Source organism: Erythrobacter sp. S249 (assembly GCF_057364975.1).
Genome location: NZ_CP200287.1, coordinates 1034701 through 1052473, shown reverse-complemented (window position 1 = coordinate 1052473; position 17773 = coordinate 1034701). Strand labels below are relative to the sequence as shown.

Sequence of the window (17773 nt, the reverse complement as noted above, 5' to 3'; positions counted from 1 at the left end):
CCTCTTTTGGGGTCGCAAAATGAAAGAGGGCTCGCCGGCGATGGCGGGCCCTTTTTCTATGGTGATTGTGCGATTGAGCGAGCGCCTGCGAAACCAGCGCTGCGAGCGGTTACGCGTGCGGGGAAGGGCAATGCTGCGCGAGAAATTCCGAATGGCTCGGCATGGCTGCAACCGCGCTGTCCATCGCCGATGAGATAGCGCTCATCCGGTCGGCTACGGGCACCGCGCCGCTACGCATGGCCGCCAGGGCGGGCGCGCGCTCAGGCACGATGTCTTGGCCCAGATAAACCGCGATCCAGCTGGGGTTTTTGAACAGCTCGCGTTCGTCAGACACCAACAATCCATAATTGCGGAAGTGGTCGATCTTGTATTGCAGGCTGTCTGGGATCGCCATGCTGGAGCAATAGCGCCAAAGCTCCGCATCATCGCGCGATGTCGCCTTATAATGCAGGATCAAGAAGTCGCGTATTCGCTCATATTCGGCCGCCGTTTGAGCATTGTATTCTTGGGCCAGCAGCGGCGACATTTCCTTGTCCGGAAACAGCGCGAGCAAGCGTAAGATGCCATATTGGATCAGGTGCAGACTGGTTGATTCCAGCGGCTCCATAAATCCAGCGGACAGCCCAATTGCAACACAATTTTTGTGCCAGAACTTGCGACGCCGCCCAGTCACGAAGCGCAGCATTCGCGGCTCAGCCAGAGCTTCGCCTTCTAGGGAGCTTAGTAGCGTATCGGCCGCTTGATCTTCGCTCACAAACTCGCCGCAATGGACATAGCCATTTCCGGTGCGATGTTGCAGTGGAATACGCCATTGCCAGCCCGCCGCCTTGGCGGTCGAGCGGGTGTAAGGGGCGATGTCAGCCTGCTTTGGACTGGGCGCAGCGACAGCGCGATCACAAGGAAGCCATTGCTGCCAATTGTCATAGCCTGCCTCCAGTGCCCCCTCGATCAAGAGCCCGCGAAAGCCGCTGCAATCGACGAAGAACTCTGCTTTTAGTTTGCCACCGTTTTCAAGCTGAACGCTCTCGATTGTACCGTTTTCTGCATTGAGCGCAGCATCAACGACTTTACCCTCGATCCGCTTAACTCCGCGCGCCTCGGCATATCTGCGCAGGAACGCGGCATAAAGCACCGCGTCAAAGTGATAGGCGTAGTCATAGGTAGATTGGATTTGCCGACGGTCGGGCAGGGGATGCGCGAACTTGCCCGCTTTCGCCATGGCCCAGCCCATGGAGAAGTCGTCGATCGGTCCGTTGACCCGGCCAGCGAGGCTTTCCTGCATCCAGAAATGGTAGAACGGCACGCTGTCAAATTCGGCGCCATGTTGGCCGAACGGGTGGAAATAGCTGTGGCCAAGCCGGGCCCAATCCACGAACTCGATTCCGAGTTTATAGGAGCCTCCGGTTTCCTTGACGAAGGTCGCCTCGTCGATCCCGAGCCGCTGATTGAAGTGGCGGATCGGCGGAATGGTCGCCTCGCCAACGCCCACGGTGCCGATCGCTTCAGATTCGACGACCCTGATCTCGCAGCTCTCACCTAGCGTGTTCGCGAGCGCAGCCGCCGTCATCCACCCTGCACTGCCGCCGCCGACAATGATGATGCTTTCTAAGGGGGAGAACGCGCTGGCCATTGTCTATCCGCCGCAGCTGTCTCTGATGGTCAGGCTGGTTTCTAGCCGGTCGGACGTGGCGCGCCCGCCCTTGGTATCGATCAATTTCGAGACGAGCATACGCCCGGCGAGATTGGCGTCTTGATCAATCGTGGTGAGGCGCGGCGTGACGAGCCGAGCGGCCGGAATATTGTCATAACCCACCACCGACACATCCTCTGGGATGCTGCGGCCCGCGCGGGTCAGCGCCCGCATTGCGCCGATGGCGATCAGGTCACTGGCGGCGAATACGCCATCGAACTGGATGCCTTGATCAATCGCGGAGCGGGTCACGGCCTCGCCAGAATGGACGTCGAAGTGTGCGGGCATCAGCAGCTCATCACGCACATCAATCCCTGCGCTTTCGAGCGCCTGGCGATAGCCGCGATAGCGCTGCTCTGCTTCCGGCGCCTCGGTATCGCCGAGGAACAGGATGCGTTTGCGACCCAAGCGCGTGAGGTGGGAAGTCGCGCGCCTGCCGCCCGCCATATTGTCGGAGCCAACCGAGCAATATTCGGCATCGGCAAATTCTGCGCCCCAAACGACAAACCGGCTGTCGCGCTGTGACAGATCATTGAAGGCGGCATGCAGCGAGCTTTGTCCGATAAAGATCACGCCGGTCGCTCTGCTGGTGTTCATCGCGAACTCTAGGTCTTCAGCCGAGCTCGGGCTCAAATGACTGATGACGAGGTCGGCATTGCGCACTCTGGCGGCTTCGGCAACGCCCGCCAGCAATTCAAGAAAGAACGGGTCGGCAACGCGGCTTTCGCGGGCTTGCGGGGCGGGGACGACGACCGCAATTGTCGCCTCTGCACCGATGGGCGCATTGGGCATGGTGCTGCGAAAGTCATAATCATGCGCGCGAGCAATCTTCCAGATCGCCTGCTTGGTGCGCCGTTTGACCGCAGGATTGTCATTAAGCGCGCGCGATACGGTGGAGATCGATACTCCAGCCTCGCGGGCGATGTCTTCGAGCCGGGCCGATTTCGCGTTCTTTTGGTCCTGCTCTTCACTCATCCCGTATGCTCGTTTGCCCCCTATTGCCCGGTCGTCATGGCCCAATAGCCCGACCAGCCTTCCATAGTGGCAGTGATGGGTTCAGGTGAACCCACTTGTCGCTGGTTAGCAACCGTTTTCGCGTGCGCGAATTCTGATGGCGGTGCCCAATCGCAAGGATTGTCGGACAGGTTGAAGGCACACAAGACCCGGCCAGCATTATCGGTGCGGATGAACGCCAGCACTTCATCAGGCGTTTCCAGCAGCTCCAAGTCGCCTGATACGACCGCGGTCAGAGCCTGCCTTTGCGCCAGCAGATCGCGAGTGTAGCTCGCCATGGAAGTGGGGTCTTCGCGCTGGCAATCAATCGCTAGCTCAGCGTGCGTTTGATCGAGCTTTAGCCAGGTTCGGTTCGCATTGGAGAAGCCCGCCTGCGGCGCCTTCGCCTCCCACGGCATCGGCGTGCGCGCGCCATCGCGGCCCAAAGTATGCGGCCAATTGGTGATCGCCTCGGGATCCTGCAGGTCTTCGAACGCGACATGACCCTGCGGCAGGCCCAATTCCTCGCCCTGGTAAATGATCGGATTGCCGCGCAGCGCCATCAGCAGCAGCATGGAAAGCCGAGCAATCTGACCATGGCCGGCATCGCCAGATACCCAGCGCGTGACGGCGCGCGGTGCATCATGGTTTGAGAATGCCCAACTCGGCCAGCCTTCACCAGCTTCCCCCGGCCATTGCATCAGCGAGCGTCGGACCGCTTGTGCAGTCAGCTTTGGCGCGTAGAGAAAGTCAAAATTATAGGCAGAATCGAGCCGCTTCCCATCGGCTGTAAACGCCTTCATCTCCGCCAGCGGATCCGGCCCGCCAACCTCAGCAACGGTGAAGCGGCCGGGATATTGATCAATCGTTTGGCGGATGCGCTCAATGAACAGCGGAATGTCTTCATGCGACTGGTTGAACTGCTTGATCTGCATATCAAACGGCCGCGTGACTGCTTCCATTGGGGCATGCGAGGGCGGATTGTCGCGAAACTCCGGATCATGCATCGCAAAGTTCAGGGCATCGATGCGGAAGCCATCAACGCCCCGATCAAGCCAGAATTTTGTGACTTCTAACAGCGCGTCCTGAACCGCTGGATTGTGGACGTTCAAATCCGGCTGAGAGGTGAGGAAATTGTGCAGGTAATATTGCTTACGCGGGCCGTCCCACTGCCATGCTGATCCACCGAATACGGATTGCCAATTGGAAGGCGGAGAGCCATCGGGCTTCGCATCGGCCCAGACATACCAATCGGCCTTGGCATTGCTGCGATCCTTGCGGCTTGCCGCGAACCAGTCATGTTCGTCTGAGGTGTGCGAATAGACCTGATCAATGATCACCTTCAGGCCAAGTTTATGCGCCTTGTCGATGATCCGGTCGAAGTCATCGAAATCGCCAAAGCTTGGATCGATCCCGCAATAATCGGACACATCGTATCCGAAGTCTTTCATCGGCGAGGTGAAGAAAGGCGAGATCCAAATCCCATCCACACCCAATGAAGAAACGTAGTCGAGCCCATCGGCAATGCCGCGCAAATCGCCGATCCCATCGCCATTGGTGTCGCGAAAACTGCGCGGATAGATCTGATAGATCACCGCGCCGCGCCACCATTCATCCGTTGTCGTGCTTAGGTCTTTGCCGTTCACAGGTCGCATCTCATTCATTGGGCGGTCTCTGAAACTCTCGCTATGCACCATCCCAGCGGGGGCAGCTCCACCGCCACGCTTCCCGGCGCGGACACGGTATCTGTGCAAGCGCCGCTCAGCGTTTCAAGCTCACGCGCGTCATAGCCGATGGCGGATTGCTGCTTAAGCGGTTCTGCCGAGGTGTTGAAGGCGAGCAGATATTCCGTGCCTTCCTCAGGATCGAAGCGCGAGAAGCTGACGAGGCCGGGCGCAGTGTCATTGTAACTGCGAGTGATCTGCTTACCGCGCCGCAGCGCTGCATGCTCAGCGCGAACGGCGGCCAGTTCCGCGATCAGGCTGTAAAGCGGATGCTCCGTATTGAAATTTGCCTCAGCGGTTGTCGCATCGGTCCCGATCAGATCGTTATCATTGTAGCTTGCCGTTTCGCTGGCAAACATGTCTTCGCGCGCCGCCTGATCATTGCCGTCGCCGACAAAGCCTTGCTCATCGCCGGAGTAGATCACGGGCGAGCCGCGCAGGCTCATCAGCATCGCATGGCCAAGCTTCACGCGGGCGAGCAGCTCTTCTTGGGAGATGTCTGGTATGTCCGCCTTAAGCAGTGTCGAAAAACGGCCAAGGTCGTGATTGCCAAGGAATGTTGGCATCCCCAGCGCCGCCTCTTCTCCGCCTTCGTAATTCACATCGCCTGCGAACATATCGACGATAACAGAAGGCGGGGCGCCGCGGCCAAGGGCTTCACGAACCGAGGACTGAAATGCGAAGTCCAAGATTGCTGGAAAGCCATCGCGGCGGGTAAACTGAGCTAGGAAACCACTGTTTGGGCTCTCTGAAAACACCTCGCCGAAGATATGGAAATTGCTCAGGCCTTCAGCCTCGGCGGTTTCCAACATGGCAGGCACAAATGCCTGCCAGAACTCTGGGTTTACGTGTTTGGCGGTGTCGATGCGAAAGCCATCAATGCCGAAGCGCGTAATCCAGCTCTGATAAATTTCGATCATGCCGGACAGCACGCGGGGATGCTCTGTGTAGAGATCATCGAGTCCGGCAAAGTCACCGTATAAACTGCTTTCCCCGCTAAAGGTCGAACTGCCGCGATTGTGATAATAGATCGGATCGTTGAGCCATGCTGGCATCTTCACCTCGCGCTCCGCCTCCGGCACAATCGGGGTGTAGGCGAAATCCGGAGCTATCAGGCGCGCGAAATTCTCCGCCGTTTGCACGTGGTCGCCCAGGAATCCTTCGTTGATCGCCTCACCATCTGCGCCGCCGCGCCGGGAATAGGGGTAATCCGCGAGGCTGCGGTAGGCATAGCCGGTCGACTGGCCTTCCGTGTAATCAATCACATCAGCGGTGTGGTTGGTGATAATGTCCATATACACCTTCATCCCACGACTGCGCGCCGCATCGACGAAGGCTTTGAATTCTTCATTGCTGCCAAAGTGGGGGTCGATGCTGGTAAAATCAGTCACCCAATAGCCGTGATAACCGGCGCTTTCTTTGCCGGCTTCGCCTTGGACCGGCTTGTTCTTAAACACTGGTGCGAACCAGATTGCGGTCACGCCCATGCCCTGAATGTAATCGAGCCTCTCGGTCAGGCCCTTGAGATCTCCGCCGTGGTAGAAGCCCTTGTGAGCGGGGTCGAAGCCATGATCGAGTGGACCTCCGGCGATGCCGCCGCGATCATTACTGGTGTCGCCATTCTCAAACCGGTCAGGCAGGACGAAATAGACCACCTCATCTTCTGGCGGCCGCTCCTGCGGCGAAGTAGGCGCAGTTTGCGCCAGTGCGGGCACACTGGCCGCGCCAATTGCAGCGAGAATCAGGCTAAGGTATGGTCTCATTATCAGGCCCCTCCGATCACGTGGATGCCATCAATTTTCAGATTTTGCAAATCTTTGTATTTCGTAAAACGCTATCGATATTCTGCCATCATATATCTGAAATAAAGCATTTTACTGAAACTCAGATCAGAATTATCAGCAGAAAATTTTAAGAAAAAAGAAAGTTTCTTGCAAAAATTTGCAATTTGGTCAGACTGGCGGGACGGCGAGTTTGCGGGAAAATGTGCCTCAGGTGCATTTCTGTTGCTCGCAAAGCCTAAGGTTTGGGCGTCGATTGGCGCTACAAAAGGCCGGGGCGGGTGAGGGTGAGAGGCATTTATCATGAGTAATCCGGCCACGGGCACGGGGCAGAAGCCAGCGCTTAATCCAGCGCAGATCTGGAATATGAGCTTTGGCTTCCTAGGCATCCAGATCGGTTTCGATCTGCAGAACGGAAACGTCAGCCGGATTTTCCAAACGCTGGGGGCGGAGGTCAATGAGCTCGCGATCTTGTGGATTGCGGCACCGATGACAGGTCTGATCGTTCAGCCCATTGTTGGTCATTTGTCGGATAACACCTGGGGCCGTTTCGGCCGCCGCCGTCCTTATTTCCTGCTGGGCGCTATTCTCGCCAGTTTTGCTTTGTTCGTCATGCCCAATTCGCCGACCCTGTGGGTGGCGGCAGGCATGCTGTGGATCATGGACGCCTCGCTCAACATCACGATGGAGCCGTTCCGCGCCTTTGTTGGCGACAATCTGCCCGATCGGCAGCGGACGAAGGGCTATGCCATGCAGAGCTTCTTTATCGGGGTCGGTGCCGTGGTGGCGGGGGCCTTGCCGTGGATGATGACCAATTGGATGGGGCTCAGCAACACCGCTCCTGCGGGTGAAATCCCTGAAACTGTCCAATGGGCGTTTTATATTGGCGGAGCGGCTCTGCTCGCGGCGGTCGCCTGGACGGTCTTCAAGACAAAGGAATACAGCCCGGATCAGCTGGCAGCGTTCGAGGCCGCGCGGCAGGCGGAGCTTGGCACTGCGCCCGCCGAGGATGCCGGAGTGCTGCGCAGCGCCGGCCAATTCAACACTGGCGGTTTGATCTGGCTTTTGATTGGATTGGCCCTTGCCGCGTTCCTGTTTTTTGCCCGGCAAGACCCGCGTCCGCAATTCTTGGACGAGATTGAGATTGCGCAAGAGCTCTATGTCCTCGCGGGGCTGATCGCTGCTTTCGGTCTAATTCAATTGGTTGCCGGAATGCTGCGCAGTGGAGGCCGCGATGAAAACGGCTTTATGGAGGTGGTCAACGATCTGTTCGCCATGCCCAAGACCATGCGGCAACTCGCGGTGGTGCAGTTTTTCAGTTGGTTCGCGATGTTCGCGATGTGGATTTATGGCACCCCTGCGCTGGCAGAATTTCACTACAGCGCGCCTGATCCTACGACGCGCGGCTATCAGGACGCGGCGGATTGGTGGAGCCTGCTTGGTTCGGTGCGCAACGGGATTGCAGCGGCGGCGGCGCTCGGTTTCATCTGGATCGCGTCGAAGATTGATCGAAAGCGCTTGCATAGCGCCAATCTCGCAATTGGCGCGGTCGGCTTCGCAGCGATGCTGTTGATCACAGATCCCGGATTGCTGTGGCTGCCAATGGTCGGTGTCGGCATCGCCTGGGCGTCGATTGTCTCGCTGCCTTACGCAATCCTCGCTGGCTCGGTTCCTGCGAATAAGATGGGCATTTACATGGGCATCTTTAACATTTTCATCGTTGTGCCTCAGCTGATTGCGGCGACATTGCTCGGCTTTATGCTGACTGTCTTTTTCGATGGCGCGCCGATCTATGCGATGGTGATTGCGGCAGTGTCCTTTGCGTTGGCGGCGATTGCGACGCTGTTTGTGCAAGACGGTGATGCGGTGGGAGCAGAGGCATGATCCGCCGTTCGTGCATCGGGCTTGCAGCGCTGATTTCGCTTTCCGCATGCGATGACATGGCAGCTACGCCAGCGGCTAATTATGAGCCACAGGATTACGTGGAGTTCGAGAATGCTGAGTGGACCCGAGATGTGGTGATCTATCAGCTCAACACCCGGCAATTCACGCGGGACGGCACATTTGCCGCCGCGCAGGAGCACCTCCCAAGGCTCGCGGATATGGGCGTCGATATCATCTGGCTGATGCCGATCCATCCGATTGGCGAGGTCAATCGTAAGGGCGAATTGGGCAGTCCCTATGCGGTGAAGGACTACCGCGCGGTCAATCCTGAGCTGGGCACTGAGGAGGAATTTCGCGCCTTTGTGGATGCGGCGCATGAAAACGGCCTCAAGGTCATTCTCGATTGGGTGGCGAACCATTCCGCCTGGGATAACCCGCTGACTGAGCAGCATCCGGAATGGTACAGCCGCACGCCTGAGGGCGATTTGATGCCGCCGCAGGGGACCGATTGGGCCGACACAGTCGACTTCGATTACGCGCAAATTGGGCTGCGCGAGTACATGACGCAGAGCCTTGTTTATTGGGTGCGCGAATTTAACATTGACGGCTATCGCGCTGATGTTGCTGGATATGTTCCGCTCGACTTTTGGGAGACCGCGCGCGGCGAGCTGAACCAGATCAAGCCGGTCTTTATGCTCGCCGAATGGCAGACCCGCGATCTGCATCGCAAAGCGTTCGATGCGACCTATGCGTGGGGCTGGAAAGAAGCCATGCAGGAAACCGTCTCAGATGGTGGCGGCGCGGCGGCGATCCGGGGCTATTACGACAGCCAGCAAACCACCTGGCCCTCCGATGCCTACCGCATGGTCTATACCGACAATCACGATCAAAACTCGTGGGATGGGGTCGCATCGGAAATATATGGCCCGGCCTATGAGGCGGCCATTGCTCTATCCTTTGTTGGATCGGGAATTCCTCTGATTTACAATGGTCAAGAGGCCGATCTTGATCGTCAATTGGAGTTCTTCGAAAAGGACGAGATCACTTGGCGTGAAGGCCGTTATGATGCGCTCTTCCGCGCCCTAATCACGCTCAAGACCGAGAACAAAGCGTTGTGGAATGGCCGCTATGGCGGGCCGATGGTCGAGGTGCCGAGCAGCGCGCGCAAGCAAGTGCTCAGCTTCGTACGCGGCGAAAAGGGAAGCCGTGTGTTTGCCGTCTTCAACCTATCTGGAGAGGCGCAAACCGCCGAATTCTCGCTCGCCCGTCACACCGGTAATTACCTCGACTTTTTGTCCGATGAGCCAGTTTCCTTTGGCGAAGGCGAGGGTGAAATGACCGGACTCACGCTGCCGCCCTGGGACTACAAAATCTATCGTGAAGTGCCCTGAGCACGGGGCCAAACACACCACATCAGCATTTTCTCTTTGATTGGAATGGGGACGCAATATGCTAAAACGAATGGGCGCGATTGTCGCTTTTCTCGCCGCCTCGCTCGCTATCGCGCTGCCGCTGCGCGCGGAGACCCTCACTGCTACCTCGCCCGATGGCGCGATCACTTTGACCGTGAGCGATGATGGCGGGCTGGCGACCTATGCCGTGAGCCACGGCGATCACAGCGTCATCGCGCCTTCTAAACTCGGCATGTTGTTCCGTGACCATCATGGTTTTGATCGCGATCTGGCAATCACTGGCTCGCAAACGGCCACACATGATGCGACCTGGGAGCAGCCATGGGGCGAGCGCCGGTTTGTTCGCGATCATCACAATGAGCTGGCCGTGACCTTCGCTGCGCAAACAGGGCCAGCGCGCTCCATCACTGTGCGATTCCGCGTGTTCGATACGGGGCTCGGCTTTCGTTATGAGCTGGCAGAGCAAGAAGCCTTCGCTGGCGAGATTAACATCATGGACGAGCTCACCCAGTTCGGCGTCGGTGCAGAAAGCAAGGCTTGGTATACGCCCAGCGACGAGTTCAACCGCTATGAATATATCTACCGCACTGGCCGCGCCGGCGATGTCGATGATGCGCATACGCCGGTGACATTCCGCAATCCGGTGGGCGTGCACATCAGCATCCATGAAGCCGCTCTAGTCAACTATTCCGGCATGTCGCTGGAGGCTTTGCGGCAGGGCAATTTTGAAGCGCGCCTGCGCCCGGGATCAGACGGCATTCGAGTGAAAACCAGCGCGCCCTTCAATACCCCGTGGCGCACCATTCAGATCGCGCCTGATGCCGCTGGTCTGATCAATTCCGACATCATTCTCAACCTCAATGAGCCGAACAAGCTTGGCGATGTCTCTTGGGTGGAGCCGGGCAAATATATCGGCATCTGGTGGGCGATGCACATCAACGAGCGCACCTGGGGCAATGATGGGATCCACGGCGCGACCAATGAAGAAACCAAACGTTATATCGACTTTGCTGCCGAGCATGGTTTTGCGGGCGTTCTGGTCGAAGGCTGGAACATCGGCTGGGACGGTGATTGGTTCAACAATGGTGCACTGTTCAATTTTACAGAGGCCTATCCTGATTTCGATCTGGAGGAGCTGGGCCGATATGCGCGTGCCAAAGGCGTGCGGATCATCGGGCACCATGAAACATCGGGCGATGTCTCCAATTATGAAAGCCAGATGGATGCTGCCTATGACCTCTATCAATCGGTCGGCGTTGCGCAGGTAAAAACCGGCTATGTCGCCGATGCGGGAGATATTTCGCGCGTGGATGAAAATGGCATTAGGAAATTTGAATGGCACGACAGCCAATTCATGGTCGGCCATCATTTGCGCGCTGTGAAAGCGGCGGCGAAGCGCAATATCTCGATCAATGCGCATGAGCCTGTGAAGGACACAGGGCTGCGCCGGACCTATCCCAATTGGATGACGCGCGAGGGTGCACGCGGCATGGAGTTTAACGCCTGGGGCACGCCGCCCAATCCCACCTCGCATATCTCCACCTTGGCATTCACGCGGATGCTCGCTGGCCCTATGGACTTCACGCCGGGTATCTTCGATCTAAAGCCGAACGAGCGCCCGCCAGTACGCGAAGATATGCCGCGCGGAGATCCATCAAACCGCCCGCAAACAACGCTGGCGAAGCAATTGGCGTTGTATGTGGTGCTCTACTCGCCGTTGCAAATGGCGGCCGACTTGCCGGAGAATTACGAGCAGCGGATGGACGCGTTTCAGTTCATCAAAGACGTGCCTGCCGATTGGGAGGAAAGCATCGCGTTGGCCGGCGAGGTTGGCGAATATGTCGCGATTGCACGGCAAGAACGGGGCGGGGATGAGTGGTTCCTCGGCGCGGTCACCGATGGCACGCCGCGCACGGTAGAAGTGCCCACGGATTTCCTCGAAGCGGGCAAGAGCTACACCGCGCAATTCTATGTGGACGGGCCGGACGCGCATTGGGACACAAATCCCTATGATATCGTCATCGAGAGCCGCACAGTAACTGGCGGGGAGGCGCTATCGCTCCGCCTTGCTTCCTCTGGTGGGGCGGCGATCCGGTTCATTCCTATCAGCGAGTGAGCGCGCCGCGACTCAGGGGGCTGTCAGGGCGCGAATTTGGACGAAGCGCGCGCGGTTTGGTTGAGGCAAATGCAAGTGATCGGCATGAAACCCGCGATAAAGCGGGAAAAACCACCTAAATGGCTGGGATAGCTAGGCAATGTGCCAATTCTCGTATAAGCCTACGGTCATTGGGATCGAAGCAATCTGAATTGTAGAGGATGTTCGAATATGAAGCGTAATGCATTGCTGGGCACATTGGCCCTGGTAAGCCTTGTCTCCGTTTCGGCCTGTGGTGGCCGCACCGATGAAGCCAGCGCGCCTCCTGCAGAAGCAGAAACCGCAGCAGTAGAGGCGCCCGTTGAGGCGCCAGCAGAAGCAACCGAAGCTGCCGCAGGCGCAGCTTTTGCTGATCTGACAGCCGACGCTGCAGCTGGTGAAAAAGTCTTCGCGCTTTGCCGTTCGTGCCATGTGCTTGAAGAAGGCGTGAACCGCGTTGGCCCATCGCTGCACAACATTGTTGGGCGCGTGTCCGGATCGGTTGAAGGCTTCAACTACACCGAAGCAAACGCGAACAGCGGCATCACCTGGACCCCTGAAGAGCTCTTCACCTATCTCGAAGATCCACAGGGTGTTATTCCTGGCACACGCATGGCGTTTCCAGGGGTGAAAGATCCGCAAGATCGCGCTGACTTGATCGCGTATCTGCAAACCAACGGCGAATAATCGCTAATCGCGGCGGGCGTTCAGCCTGCCGATGACAAAACAGGCGGTGTGGTTTCCCACGCCGCCTTTTTTGTGTCTGCAATCGGTTTGGTTTGTGGCTGGTGCGCGCGCCCTTTTCTCTCATCCGGAAAAGGCGGGTTGTTCGGCTATGCGCTTAAGCAGCGGATGCCATCCGGGCCAGCTCGCATTGCGACCAAATCTCGCTCAGCGCCTCGACCAGGCGGTCGATGTCATCATCGCTGTGGACGGGTGATGGGGTGATGCGCAGGCGCTCCGTCCCGACCGGAACCGTCGGATAATTGATCGGTTGCACATAGATGCCGTGATTATCCATCAGCCAATCGCTGATCATTTTGCACTTCCTCGCATCGCCAACCATCACCGGGATGATGTGGCTGGGATTAGCCAGATGGGGAATGCCCATGCCATCAAGCCTGCGGCGCACTTTGGCAACGCGGTCACGCTGCGCCTCGCGCTCTTCACTGCTTTGTTTAAGATGGCGAATGCTGGCCGCCGCGCCCGCTGCGACTGCTGGGGGTAGGGCGGTGCTGAAGATGAAGCCGCTGGCAAAGCTGCGCACATAGTCCACAAGGTTGCGGCTGGCGGCGATATATCCGCCCATGACGCCATATGCTTTGCCGAGTGTACCCTCGATCACATCGATCCGGTCCATCAGACCTTCGCGCTCCGCGATGCCGCCGCCGCGTGGACCGTAGAGGCCAACTGCGTGAACCTCGTCGATATAGGTCATGGCACCGTGCTTCTCGCAGACGTCCAGGATCTCGGCGATCGGGGCGATGTCGCCGTCCATCGAATAAACGCTTTCAAACGCGACCAGCTTGGGCACATCGGGGCCATAATCGCTCAGCAACCGGTCGAGGTCTTCCGGATCATTATGCTGCCATATTTTGTAGGGCGCGCGGCTGTGGCGAATGCCCTCGATCATGCTCGCATGGTTGAGCGCATCGGAGAACACGACGCATCCGGGAATGCGGCTCGCCAAGGTGCCAAGGCCCGCCCAGTTGGAGACATATCCGCTGGTGAACAGCAGCGCGGCTTCTTTACCGTGAAGGTCCGCCAGCTCTTGTTCGAGCAAGACATGGTGGTGATTGGTGCCAGAGATATTGCGCGTGCCGCCCGCACCCGCGCCGCATTCTTCCAGCGTGTCATGCATGGCGTCGATTACAGTCTGGTGCTGCCCCATGCCGAGGTAATCATTGGAACACCATACCGTTACCGGCTGCGTCTCTTCGCCGACAAAACGGGTTGCATGGGGGAATGAGCCGCGATGCCGCTTGATATCGGTAAACACCCGGTAGCGGCCCTCTTCGCGAACGCTGTCCAGCTCGTCCTTGAAATAGGCTTCATAATCCATGGGCTGATCCCTCTGTCTTGATTGTGCTTTGATCGTGATTTGATGTGGCGACAGCGGCGCTGCGGCGGGGCAAGGCCCAACCCCACAGGGCGCCATCGCGGAATGGCAGTGCCAGAAAAACGTGCTCAAGCGCGCCGAGCAGGCACAGCGCGAACAGCAGGCTCGCGCCGACCATTTCGGCGCTACCGACAGGCGCCGCGGCGGCCAAGGTACCGAACCAAGCGGCCACCGCGACAATCGCAATGGTCGATAGGACAAGCATGGCGTTGAGGCGGTTCGGCCCGAAGTAGCTCTTAAGATAGTCGAGGTGCGGCGGCAGGATTTCCAGGCTGGTGTTGGGCACGCCAACATACATGTTGAGCTTGGTCGACAGCCGCATGAAGAACAGCAAAGTAAACACGGTCGCGCCGATTTGGTTGGCGGCGTTCCAGCTTAGCGAAATCAGCATCAGAGCGGTCAGCGCCAGCGCAATCTCGTGGTGCAGAACAGTTGCGCTCGCTTGCGTAAAGCGGGCGAGCCCGCGCGCATCCTTTGGGCAGGCCTCCCGCCGAGGGCCAGCAACCGCGCCGGTGAGAAAGCCCACCTCGTGCCAGGCCCACACCATTAGCGCACCGGCAAAGGCGAGATATACCCCGCCAACGCTGGCGGCCTGCGCGGAAATCAGGATCGCGATTAATCCCGCAATCCCCACTGCGCCTGCGATCATCAGGCTGGTGAAGAATGTCTCGCGGCCGCGATTATCCGCCCAGGCAATCAGCCCGGTTGCGAAAAACCAGATCGCAATCGTCACCGCGATGGGGACAATATGTCCGCTCCAACTTACCACGCAGGTTGTAGCCGGATGGTCTGAGGCAGCTCATTCGATTTGGTGCGACGGAAATACATCTTGGCGAAGTTCCAGCCAGCGCCTGCGACGCCGCTTATCCGCTTAGCTAAGCCGCCAATGCCGCCCTGCGCTTTGCCATCTTCGATCCGCAAGGCTGCCTGGCGCAGGGCCTCCATATTGGCGCGGAATTTCGGATCATCAATGTCGAGCTCAACTGGGAAAACCTGGCGGCTGATCTGATTGCAGACCTTGAAGACCTTGTAATCATATTCGGTCGGGTCAACGCCCAGCGCCTTGTGAAACACAGGGCGCGCATGGTCGCGCACATACATGGTCGCATAGACGGACAGCAGGAAGAAGCGGATCCACAGCTTGTTATAGCCTTTCAGCAGCTTCGGATCGGCATGCATCAGCATTGCGAATGCTTCGCCATGGCGAAACTCATCATTACACCATTCCTCGAACCAATCGAAAATCGGATGAAATTTCTTCTCCGGATTGGCGGCGAGATGCCGGTAAATCGTGATGTAGCGCGCATAGCCGATCTTTTCGGACAGATAGACCGCGTACCAAATGAACTTCGGTTTGAAGTAAGTGTATTTCTTGGTCTTGGTCAGAAAGCTTAGATCAACCCCGATCCCTGCATCTTTGAGGCTTTCGTTGATGAAGCCTGCATGGCGGCTTTCATCACGAGCCAGCAGTTTGAACAGCTGCTTCACATCGGGGTTTTTCGTGCGCCGAGCGATCTCGGCATAGAGGATGCAGCCGGAGAACTCAGACGTCATCGAGCTGACCAGAAAGTCGGTGAACTCGGCGCGCAGTTCCGGCTCCAGGTTTTCGATCACGCCAGTGAAACTGTCGTTGTGTTTAAAGTGCGTCTTGTTGGGATCGCCCACCATATCGGCGATCAGCTGGTCCCATTCCTCGCGCACCAGCGACACATCAATCGCGTCCAATGCATCAAAATCCGTAGTATAAAAACGCGGGGTGAGAATGGTGTCCTGGGTGGCGATCTCCATCGCGTCTTCGCTGGTTATCGGGGCGTGCGCGTTCATTTGATCCTCCCTGGATTGAAGCTGACTTCGTAGAGTTCCTTGAGATCGAAATAGGCCGCGAGACGCGTGATCGCCCGGTCGAATGGGCCGGCGCGCGTCACGGTTGCGGCGCGTTCGTAAACGGCGCTGTGGCCAAAGGGGATCTGGATCGGGTCGCCATGCACGCGCACTTTGTCGCCGGGTTCAATCGCAAGATTGCCCTCCAGCTCGACATGAGCGTGAAAATGATCGGAGCTTTGCTCCACCGATATTCGGCACGGCGTCTCGAACGTACGTGTTGGCATTAGCTTTGATCCCTCTTTAGCAATGCTGCGAAAACGGCGCGGTTGGTCGCGCCAAATGAACCGAGCTCCACGCTCTTTCCGGTGGTGTCATCGCGCAGTGAGAGCGAGTTATTCTCCCACAGGGTGAGCGCAAATGGTGCCTCTGCCCCGATCCCGCGAATGCGGCGTGAATGCGCGAGGCTGCGAACGGTGGAGCGAACAAAGCCGCCAGTGCCCGGCTCAAAACGAGCAATCGCCTCGCCAGTGGCAGCGTCTTCTATTCGCACCGCGCCACTTTCTTCGTCAAAGAACCTCAGCGCGCGTTCTGACACGGCGGCGGTGCCTTGCGCGGCGCGCGCTTCGCTAGGCACGGATAGCTTGTCGACAAAGCCAAGGCTGACCGAGGCGGCAAGTACGACAGTGACCAGAGCGACCACAGCCATCGCGATCACCGGGGCTTTGTGCACTTCACCGTGCTCGTGGTCATATTCGTAATGAGCGCTCATGCGCTGGCTCCGGCAAAGCCAGCGTTTGATGCGGTTTGAGCGCCCGCCGTCCCGGCTTCGAAATCACCGCGTTCAATTGCATTGAACTGAGCGCTGGCACTCGCGAGATGCTGAGCCACGGCCTGCGCATCTGGCAGGGCGCGCAGCATCGGCTGAGGATGAGAAATGTGCCATGGGCGCGCATGCGGCCACAGCAGCAGGTAACCAAGCACAGTCTTATCGCCGAGCTCCAAGGCAATGTCGCCGTAGCCTTTGCCGCGATCCGCGAAATGCGCCGCCGTCACTTTCTTCAACGGGACATTGATCCGCTTGTCCACGGCCATGCCGACCCGCATGATCAGGCGCGCATCGGTGAGGATGTAGAGCGTGTTGCGCACCGTCAGCCATGCTGCGGCATAGAAGAGCGCGATGACGCCCGCGCCAAACACAGCCACAAATGTCGCTGCATCATAGCGGCCCAGAGCCACTGCGAGCGCTGCCAGAGCGGCAAAATAGATCGCCATAGAGTAGGTGTGAAACGCGGTGCGGGCGAGCACAGCCGTATTGGGCCGTCCTTGCCACAGCACCGTTTCATCATCCGCTGGCGTACCCAGCGGATCGCCTTGCGCATCAGGAAATTGCGGAGCGTTTTCCTGTGTCATAGGATCGGTTCCTGACGCTCTGGCGTGGCGTAGAGATAGCCGCCGCCATAGTAAGCCATCACGCGTTCTTCTTCGTCGCGAGTGATTTGGCCCGGCGTTGCAAGCTGAGGCACGTCCTCAAACTGCTCTGCTGTGATCGCGTCGATATCGATCAGCGGGGTCTTATCGCCGAAGAGCAGACCTTTCCCTTGCACTTTTGCGAAGAACATTGGAGCCAGCACTTTCTTGCCGGAATTCGTCGTCACCTCGAGATAGCGGATGATGTGCTCCGACTGGTCAACCCAGACATCGCTGATCTTGCCCGCCAGTTTCTTATTCGCGTCATAGACCGGCAGACCCACAGGATCAGCGTCGTTTGGCGCGATTTCGATCTCGTGGCTGTCGCCAATCGGAACGATCCGCGGGCGGCCATCAATGGTCAGGTCTGGATTGGTTGAACGTTTCGCATATGCGCCCGGACCCATGCCGGATTTCATGGCATCGCCTTCGGGCACATAGGGCGCGCCAGCGGCGCCAAAGGTGCGTTTTGCTGGCACATCAACTGGATCGCGCGGCACGTCTTCTGGGATGTATTCGCCTTGACCGTGCGGGAGCTTGAAGACCTTCTTATCGCCATCAGTTAGCGGCGCCCCCAGCACTTTGCCGGTCCACTCATCTTCAAGTGGATAGCCTTCGCGGCGGCTTTCGCGGTTCAGATAAATGACTAGACCGATGAAAAAGAGCACGAAGAGCAGGAAGACCAATTCCGCCACGTCAAGCGTGCCCACTATGTATGTTGCGTTCATCTCACACTCCTCTCATT

The 17773-nt window shown here is 58.1% G+C and carries 15 protein-coding genes; 4 read left to right on the top strand and 11 right to left on the bottom strand.

The features are described 5' to 3' along the window. Positions 1-109: 109 nt before the first annotated feature. The 4 genes from AC0V6V_RS05090 to AC0V6V_RS05075 are packed head-to-tail and all read right to left on the bottom strand — an operon-like array spanning position 110 to position 6170. The gene (locus AC0V6V_RS05090; RefSeq protein WP_486164350.1) at positions 110-1630 is read right to left on the bottom strand and encodes a tryptophan halogenase family protein; all 1521 of its coding nucleotides are present in this window, start codon (positions 1628-1630) and stop codon (positions 110-112) included. A 3-nt stretch (positions 1631-1633) separates the two neighbouring features. Further along, positions 1634-2665 carry a substrate-binding domain-containing protein gene (locus AC0V6V_RS05085; RefSeq protein ID WP_486164349.1) on the bottom strand — a complete coding sequence of 344 codons (1032 nt, stop codon included), beginning with the start codon at positions 2663-2665 and terminating at the stop codon, positions 1634-1636. Between the two features lie 20 nt (positions 2666-2685). Next, positions 2686-4338, bottom strand: a complete 1653-nt coding sequence (locus AC0V6V_RS05080; protein WP_486166047.1) for an alpha-glucosidase — start codon at positions 4336-4338, stop codon at positions 2686-2688. A 5-nt stretch (positions 4339-4343) separates the two neighbouring features. After that, positions 4344-6170, bottom strand: a complete 1827-nt coding sequence (locus AC0V6V_RS05075) for an alpha-amylase family glycosyl hydrolase (RefSeq protein ID WP_486164348.1) — start codon at positions 6168-6170, stop codon at positions 4344-4346. Positions 6171-6491: 321 nt separating this feature from the next. On the opposite strand from AC0V6V_RS05075, the gene AC0V6V_RS05070 reads away from it, so the two are divergent. The 4 genes from AC0V6V_RS05070 to AC0V6V_RS05055 all read left to right on the top strand — a co-directional run bounded on the left by AC0V6V_RS05070 (position 6492) and on the right by AC0V6V_RS05055 (position 12305). Continuing rightward, positions 6492-8072 (top strand): MFS transporter, encoded by a 1581-nt coding sequence (locus AC0V6V_RS05070; protein WP_486164347.1) that lies wholly within the window; start codon positions 6492-6494, stop codon positions 8070-8072. Beyond that, positions 8069-9463 (top strand): alpha-amylase family glycosyl hydrolase, encoded by a 1395-nt coding sequence (locus AC0V6V_RS05065; protein ID WP_486164346.1) that lies wholly within the window; start codon positions 8069-8071, stop codon positions 9461-9463. The genes AC0V6V_RS05070 and AC0V6V_RS05065 overlap by 4 nt, the downstream gene beginning before the upstream one ends. 58 nt (positions 9464-9521) lie before the next feature. Next, positions 9522-11600, top strand: coding sequence for a glycoside hydrolase family 97 protein (locus AC0V6V_RS05060; protein WP_486164345.1), 2079 nt, complete (start codon positions 9522-9524; stop codon positions 11598-11600). Positions 11601-11810: 210 nt separating this feature from the next. Beyond that, complete coding sequence (locus AC0V6V_RS05055) at positions 11811-12305, top strand: c-type cytochrome (protein WP_486164344.1); 495 nt, start codon at positions 11811-11813, stop codon at positions 12303-12305. A gap of 154 nt (positions 12306-12459) precedes the next feature. Here AC0V6V_RS05055 and hemA read toward each other — a convergent pair whose 3' ends face one another. The 7 genes from hemA to puhA are packed head-to-tail and all read right to left on the bottom strand — an operon-like array spanning position 12460 to position 17756. Continuing rightward, positions 12460-13680 carry a 5-aminolevulinate synthase gene (hemA, locus tag AC0V6V_RS05050; protein ID WP_486164343.1) on the bottom strand — a complete coding sequence of 407 codons (1221 nt, stop codon included), beginning with the start codon at positions 13678-13680 and terminating at the stop codon, positions 12460-12462. After that, positions 13670-14506 (bottom strand): putative photosynthetic complex assembly protein PuhE, encoded by an 837-nt coding sequence (gene puhE, locus AC0V6V_RS05045; RefSeq protein ID WP_486164342.1) that lies wholly within the window; start codon positions 14504-14506, stop codon positions 13670-13672. The genes hemA and puhE overlap by 11 nt, the downstream gene beginning before the upstream one ends. Beyond that, positions 14500-15561, bottom strand: a complete 1062-nt coding sequence (gene acsF / locus AC0V6V_RS05040) for a magnesium-protoporphyrin IX monomethyl ester (oxidative) cyclase (protein WP_486164341.1) — start codon at positions 15559-15561, stop codon at positions 14500-14502. Before acsF ends, puhE begins: the two co-directional genes overlap by 7 nt. After that, on the bottom strand, positions 15558-15845 hold the full coding sequence (locus AC0V6V_RS05035) for a hypothetical protein (protein ID WP_486164340.1): 288 nt from the start codon (positions 15843-15845) through the stop codon (positions 15558-15560). The genes acsF and AC0V6V_RS05035 overlap by 4 nt, the downstream gene beginning before the upstream one ends. Then, positions 15845-16330 (bottom strand): photosynthetic complex assembly protein PuhC, encoded by a 486-nt coding sequence (puhC, locus tag AC0V6V_RS05030; protein WP_486164339.1) that lies wholly within the window; start codon positions 16328-16330, stop codon positions 15845-15847. Before puhC ends, AC0V6V_RS05035 begins: the two co-directional genes overlap by 1 nt. Next, on the bottom strand, positions 16327-16971 hold the full coding sequence (puhB, locus tag AC0V6V_RS05025; RefSeq protein WP_486164338.1) for a photosynthetic complex putative assembly protein PuhB: 645 nt from the start codon (positions 16969-16971) through the stop codon (positions 16327-16329). Before puhB ends, puhC begins: the two co-directional genes overlap by 4 nt. Beyond that, entirely contained in the window at positions 16968-17756 is a 789-nt protein-coding gene (puhA, locus tag AC0V6V_RS05020) for a photosynthetic reaction center subunit H (protein ID WP_486164337.1), read from the bottom strand. Before puhA ends, puhB begins: the two co-directional genes overlap by 4 nt. Positions 17757-17773: the final 17 nt, after the last annotated feature.